Origin of the sequence: Gryllotalpicola sp. (assembly GCF_027352875.1) — a bacterium.
Taxonomy (GTDB): Bacteria; Actinomycetota; Actinomycetes; order Actinomycetales; family Microbacteriaceae; genus Gryllotalpicola.
In genome coordinates this window covers 1-5,881 of record NZ_DAIEII010000076.1, presented here as the reverse complement: position 1 = coordinate 5,881, position 5,881 = coordinate 1, and the positions used below count along the sequence as shown (strand labels likewise).

The following is a 5,881-nucleotide window of genomic DNA, read 5'->3' as shown; positions in this document are numbered from 1 at the left end:
GCGGCATAGGCGGCGCGGATGACGGAGAGCCGGAACGCCTGCGGGGTCTGGCTGCGGCGCAGCCGGGCCCTCGGCGGCACGTCGACGATGAGCCCGTCGTCGTCGACCTCGACGATCGTGTCGGCCGAGGGGATGGCGGTGTCGACGGCGCCGTACGCGTCGAGCGCGGCGACGCAGGCACCGAGGATGCGGTGGTCGACGAAGGGCCGCACCGCGTCGTGAATGAGGACCTTGGCCTCGGAATCCGGAATCTGCGCGAGGGCGAGGCGGGTCGAGTCGTTGCGGGTGGCGCCGCCCTCGAACGCGGCGCGCAGCTTGGGGAACCGACCCGAGGCGACGAGCTCCTCGGCGTAGGCGAGGGAGCCGGGCTCCATCATGACGATGATCTCGTCGATGTCGGGGGAGGAGTCGATCGCGGCGAGGGTGTGCTCGATGATGGGCTTGCCCGCGATGCGCGCGAGCTGCTTGGGCATTCCGAGGCCGGCGCGGACGCCGACGCCGCCGGCGAGCACGATGGCGATGCGGCGGAGCCCCTCGCGCTCGGCGGTCACGGCTTCGATCCCAGGAGCGGCGGCATGGGCCGCCAGGTCGGGTCGCGGCGCAGCGGGATGGAGTCCCGCCAGCCGCGCAGCAGCGCCCCGAGTCCGGTCAGGGTGCGCTCGACGGCGACGAGCCGCACGACCTCCTTGCCGAAGGTGAGGACGGTGCCTGCCGCGAACCCGACCGGGTGCAGCTTGCCGTAGAGCGCGAAGTAGCGCGCGACATAGCCGCGGTTGCGCATGACGTGGTACTTGGCGAGCGCGCTGGAGTCGTTGAGGTGGCGGACGCCGAGCGAGATCTGGCGCTGCTCGCGCTTCTTCCGCAGCACGTACGCGTTGACATAGGCGACCGGGGTGTGCTGCGCGGCGAGCCAGCCGTAGACCGCGTCATCCCACGAGATGAAGAAGCGCGGATCGGGCAATCCGATGGCCCTCACGATGTCGGCGTGGATCATCATGCCCTCGAAGGTGCCCGAGTTCGTGATCGCGTAGCCCTCGTGGTCGAAGGTGCGGATCGAGTACGGCAGCGGCACGCCGAGCCACTGGTTGAATTTCGCCTGCCAGTAGAAGTCGGTGCCGTCGACATCGTAGCGGCGGCCGTGGAGGCACTTGAAGCGGGCCATCCAGGGCGCGAACACGTCGAGGGCGTCGGGCAGGATCTCGACGTCGTCGTCCATGAGCCACATCCAGTCGGCGCCGAGCTCGAGCGCAAGACCGGTGCCCGCCGAGAAGCCGCCCGCACCGCCGGTGTTCGTCTCGAGGCGCCGGTAGACGAGGAGCCCCTCGGGGAAGTCGTCGCGTTTGGCTTCGACGACGTCGGCGGTGCCGTCGGTGCTGGCGTTGTCGACGACGATGATGCGCCACGGCGCCGTCGTGAGGCGTGCGGCGCTGTCGAGCAGCTCGCCGAGCAGCGCTGTGCGGTTGAAGGTGACGATGACGATCGCGATCCGGCCGAGGTCACCCATGGAACGTCCTCTGCCAGGTCTCGAGCGAGGTGAGCTCCGGCAGCGCCCGGCGGTACTGCTCCCGCAGGCGGGGCCAGTCGCGCTGGAGCGCCCGGTGCTGGCGGATGCTGTCGCGCAGGTAGCGGCGGAACCGTGCGCGGTCGCGCGTGTTCCAGTTCACGGTGCCGTCGGCGCCGACGATGCGGGCACTGTCGAGGGCGCCGAGGCGCCACCACTGGGCGGCGCGGCGGGTGAGCTCGCGCTGCGGCCGGACGGCGGCCTGCGCCTTCACGGGGACGATGAGATGGCGCAGCGCGAGCCACGCGGTGAGGGCGACCCGCAGCGGGCCTTGCGGGGCGAGGCCGATGCCGGTCTTGGTGAGGGCGTCACCGGGGTACTCGGCCCGGCCCTGGTACGCCTCGGGCACATCGGCGGCCGAGAAGGCCGTCATCTCGCGGTACTGCGGCTGGATGCCCCTGAGCGCAGGCAGCGTCGTGCCGAGCGCCCGGTGCAGCGAGTCGGGACCGGCGAGCACCGCCGCGAGGCCCTGCCGCCGCAGCTCGGCGGCGTAGTACTGCATGGAGAGCAGGCTGCGCAGATCCTGGCGGCGGCTCGCGACGGGGAACCGGTGCGGCGTCTCGAGGTGCAGCAGCGCGGTGACCGCGCGGTTGCGGGCGTGGAAGAACGCCTGCCAGTCGAGCGTGTCGTCCTTCTCGAGCCAGGTGAGATGCCACAGCCCCGAGCCGGGCAGCGACACCGTGGCGAAGCCGGCCTCGCCGGCGCGCAGCGCGTACTCGACGTCGTCCCACTTGATGAAGAGCGGCAGCGGCAGGCCGATCTCGCGGATCACCCGGGTCGGGATGAGGCACATCCACCAGCCGTTGTACCGGGCCTCGGCGCGCTGGTGCAGCCAGGGCGTGTCCTTCAGGGTCGCCATTCCGAAGTCGTGCCGCTCGTGCTCGACGTCGGCCGGCCCCCAGAAGAAGATGTCGTCGCGCACCGTCTCCGCGAAGGCGTGCAGCACGGTCGGGTGGTTGAGGTCGAACATGTGCCCGCCGACGAGGCGCGGCTCAGGGCAGTGCCGGAAGAAGCGCAGCGCGCGCAGGATGCCCTCGGTCTCGACCTGCACGTCGTCGTCGACGAGCATGACGGCCGCGGCATCCGTGCCGAGCGTCTCGGCCATGACGCGCGCGTAGCCGCCCGAGCCGCCGAGGTTGGGCTGCCGGATGACGGTGAGCAGGTCGCCGAGGCGCGCTGCGACCTCGAGGTAGCCCGGCTCCTCCTGCACGAGCCTCGTGCCCTGGTCGACCACGAAGACGCGCTCGAGCTCGCTGACGAGCACCGGGTCGTCGGCGATCGTGCGCAGCGTCGCGACGGCGTAGTCGGGCTTGTTCATCGTCGTCGTGCCGAGGGCGAGGCGGCCGGGCTGCAGCACCTCGGCATCGGTCGACCACTCGGCGCTCGCGATGGTGAGCGCGCTCGACGCGCTCGCCTCGAACCACGCCCAGCCGCCGGCGTCGAAGCGGTCGAGCACGAGCGAGAAGACGACGGTGTCGAGGTCGCCGGCGACGGCACGGCTCTCGCGCCGGGTCGCCTTGCCCGCGGCATCCGAGGTCCACAGCGCGATCTCGCCGGAGCCCGAGGTGGCCACCGTGAGGGTGACCTGCCTGACGTTGGTCCAGTGCTGCCAGTACGAGGCGGGGAAGGCGTTGAAGTACGTCGCGAACGAGACGCTGCGCCCGGTGGGCACGCCGACGCCGGTGCGGGTGTGCTGCAGCGGCGCTGCGGTGCCTTCGGCGTCGAGGTAGAGGGCTAGAGCCGCCTCGTGCTCCGCCGTGGGGAGCACGAGCGATTGCAGCAGCGGCACGCGTCGAGGGTACCAGTCGGCTCCTGGGCTGCGCCGGAGCCGGACGCTCGGGCTTGCTCCTAGGATCGGCGTGTGGCATCCGTCGGCATAGTGGTCCGCACCCGGGACCGCGCCTTGTTCCTCGAACGCGCGCTGCGCGACATCGCCGACCAGACCTATGCCGACTGGCGCGTGTTCCTCGTCAACGACGGCGGGGACCCCGCCGCCGTCCGCGCCGTCGTCGACCGTGCCGGGCTCGGCGAGCGGGCCACGGTCGTCGACCATGCGACGTCGTCGGGTCGCTGGCCGAGCGCCAACGCCGGCGTCCGCGCCGCTCTCGCCGCCGGATCGTCGTACCTCGTCCTCCACGACGACGACGACACCTGGGCGCCGGGCTTCCTCGAGACGGCCGTCGCCTACCTCGGGGCCCATCCGCTCGCACCCGGCGTGGTCTCGCGGATCGAGATCGTGTGGGAGGAGCGCCGTGGCGACGGCTACCACGAGACCGGCCGCGAGGAGTTCCAGCCGCAGCTCCCCGCGCCGCTGCTCAGCGACACCCTGCTGTTCAACAGGTTCGTGCCGATCGGATTTCTCTACCGCCGCGAACTCCACGACGAGATCGGCTTCTACGACGAAAGCCTCTCGGTCGTCGGCGACTGGGAGTTCAACCTGCGCATCCTGTCCCGCTGGGCGCTGGAGTATCTCGGTCCGGAACCGCTCGCGTTCTGGCATCAGCGCCGCTCGGCCAGCGGCATCGACGCCAACAGCGTCATCGGGGATCGCGCCGATCACGAGAGGTACGACGCCCTGGTGCGCGACGCGGCGCTGCGCTCCTATGTCGCGGAGCACGGCGCCGGCCTCGCGCTCTACCTCGCGAAGCTCGTCGACCAGCGGTTCTTCCTCCTCGACCGGCGGGTCCTGGAGGTCGAGGGAAGGCTCCGCGGCGGCCTCGCCGCCGCCGCCGTGCGATGGCTCAGGGCAGGCGGTCCGCTGCGCGGCCGCCGATCGGCCGGATAGCGCGAGGGGCGCGGATCACGCCGCGCCGAGCAGCGGGGCGACCTTGTTCGTCCAGGTCGAGAGCGCGGCGCCGATCGCCATGTGCATGTCGAGATACTGGTAGGTGCCGAGCCGGCCGCCGAAGACGACCTGCGGCTCGGCATCCTGCAGCTCGCGGTACTTCAGCACGCCCTCGCGATCCTCCGGCGTGTTGACGGGGTAGTACGGCTCGTCGTCGGCCTGCGCGAAGCGCGAGAACTCGCGCATGATGACCGTCTGGTCCGTCGGGTACCAGTCGCGCTCGGGGTGGAAGTGCTTGAACTCGTGGATGCGGGTGAACGGCACGGAGGCATCGGCGTAGTTCATCACCGGGGTGCCCTGGAAGTCGCCGATGGGCAGCACCTCCTGCTCGAAGTCGAGCGTGCGCCACGACAGCCGGCCGGCCGAGTAGTCGAAGTAGCGGTCGAGCGCCCCGGTGTAGACCACTGGCACATTGCCGACGACGCCCCGCTTGTTCACCGGCTGCGACTCGTCGAAGAAGTCGGTGTTCAGCCGCACCTCGATGCCGGGCCGGTCGGCGAGGCGCTCCAGCCAGGCGGTGTACCCGTCGACAGGCAGACCCTCGTGGGTGTCGTTGAAGTAGCGGTTGTCGTAGGTGTAGCGCACCGGCAGGCGCGAGATGACCTCGGCGGGCAGCTGCGAGGCATCCGTCTGCCACTGCTTCGCCGTGTAGTCGCGGATGAACGCCTCGAAGAGCGGTCGGCCGATGAGGCCGATGCCGCGCTCCTCGAGGTTGCGCGCGGTCCTGGGGTCGTACTCGCCGGCCTGCTCGCGGATGAGGGCCCTGGCTTCGTCGGGCGGATACGCCGCCGAGAAGAACTGGTTGATCGTGCCGAGGTTGATGGGCAGCGGATACACGACGCCGTGATGGTTCGTGTAGACGCGGTGCACATAGGGCGTGAACTTCGTGAAGCGGTTCACGTACTCCCACACCGGCTCGGTGGAGGTGTGGAAGAGGTGGGCGCCGTAGCGGTGCACCTCGATGCCGGTCTCGGGCTCGGCCTCGCTGTAGGCGTTGCCGCCGATGTGGTGGCGGCGCTCGATGACGAGGACCTTCCGCCCCGCGGATGCCGCCCGCTCGGCGATGGTGAGGCCGAAGAATCCGCTGCCGACGACGACGAGGTCTGCATTGCTCTGGGGCACCCGACGATGCTAGCGGGCCGTTCCTGGACGGCCGTTCCGGCGCAATCCGTCACAGGCCGCAAGATTGACCGTCTTCTTGAAGGTTTGCATGTTTGCATGGCTTCTCGTGGCACGGTTCCGGACGAAGCTGGGCGCCCGCGTGCTCGGGGGCGCGAAGCGCGTTGCCCTCGCAGCCGCGCTGGGGGCGCTCCTCGGCGTGCTCTTCTACGGGCCCGCTGGAGTCGGCCTCGTGCAGCCGACGGATTCCGCTTCCGCGGCGGCGGCGAGCGACTGGGACGCCGGCGACATCATCGACGACTCGATCTTCTTCAACGCGAACGCGATGTCGGCGACCCAGATCCAGCAGTTCCTCA

5 protein-coding genes and 1 pseudogene are annotated in these 5,881 nt (G+C 70.6%); 2 read left to right on the top strand and 4 right to left on the bottom strand.

Annotated elements, in window-relative coordinates; genetic code table 11:
- The 3 genes from M7D61_RS09090 to M7D61_RS09080 all read right to left on the bottom strand — a co-directional run.
- A partial coding sequence (locus tag M7D61_RS09090; protein ID WP_298229711.1) for an IspD/TarI family cytidylyltransferase occupies positions 1-551 on the bottom strand: 551 nt, incomplete at its 3' end.
- Positions 548-1,504, bottom strand: a complete 957-nt coding sequence (locus M7D61_RS09085) for a glycosyltransferase (protein ID WP_298229710.1) — start codon at positions 1,502-1,504, stop codon at positions 548-550. The genes M7D61_RS09090 and M7D61_RS09085, both read right to left, overlap by 4 nt.
- Positions 1,497-3,350, bottom strand: coding sequence for a glycosyltransferase (locus M7D61_RS09080; RefSeq protein ID WP_298229708.1), 1,854 nt, complete (start codon positions 3,348-3,350; stop codon positions 1,497-1,499). The genes M7D61_RS09085 and M7D61_RS09080 overlap by 8 nt, the downstream gene beginning before the upstream one ends.
- 72 nt (positions 3,351-3,422) lie before the next feature.
- Between M7D61_RS09080 and M7D61_RS09075 the strand changes: the two genes are divergently transcribed.
- On the top strand, positions 3,423-4,346 hold the full coding sequence (locus M7D61_RS09075; protein WP_298229706.1) for a glycosyltransferase family A protein: 924 nt from the start codon (positions 3,423-3,425) through the stop codon (positions 4,344-4,346).
- Positions 4,347-4,361: 15 nt separating this feature from the next.
- Here M7D61_RS09075 and glf read toward each other — a convergent pair whose 3' ends face one another.
- Entirely contained in the window at positions 4,362-5,528 is a 1,167-nt protein-coding gene (glf, locus tag M7D61_RS09070; RefSeq protein WP_298229705.1) for a UDP-galactopyranose mutase, read from the bottom strand.
- Between the two features lie 88 nt (positions 5,529-5,616).
- On the opposite strand from glf, the pseudogene M7D61_RS09065 reads away from it, so the two are divergent.
- Positions 5,617-5,881, top strand: a pseudogene (locus tag M7D61_RS09065) (hypothetical protein); the annotation flags it as partial.

Bases quoted from the DNA above. Each gene is read 5' to 3' on its own strand.
- M7D61_RS09085 (WP_298229710.1), bottom strand. From the start codon at position 1,504: ATGGGTGACCTCGGCCGGATCGCGATCGTCATCGTCACCTTCAACCGC.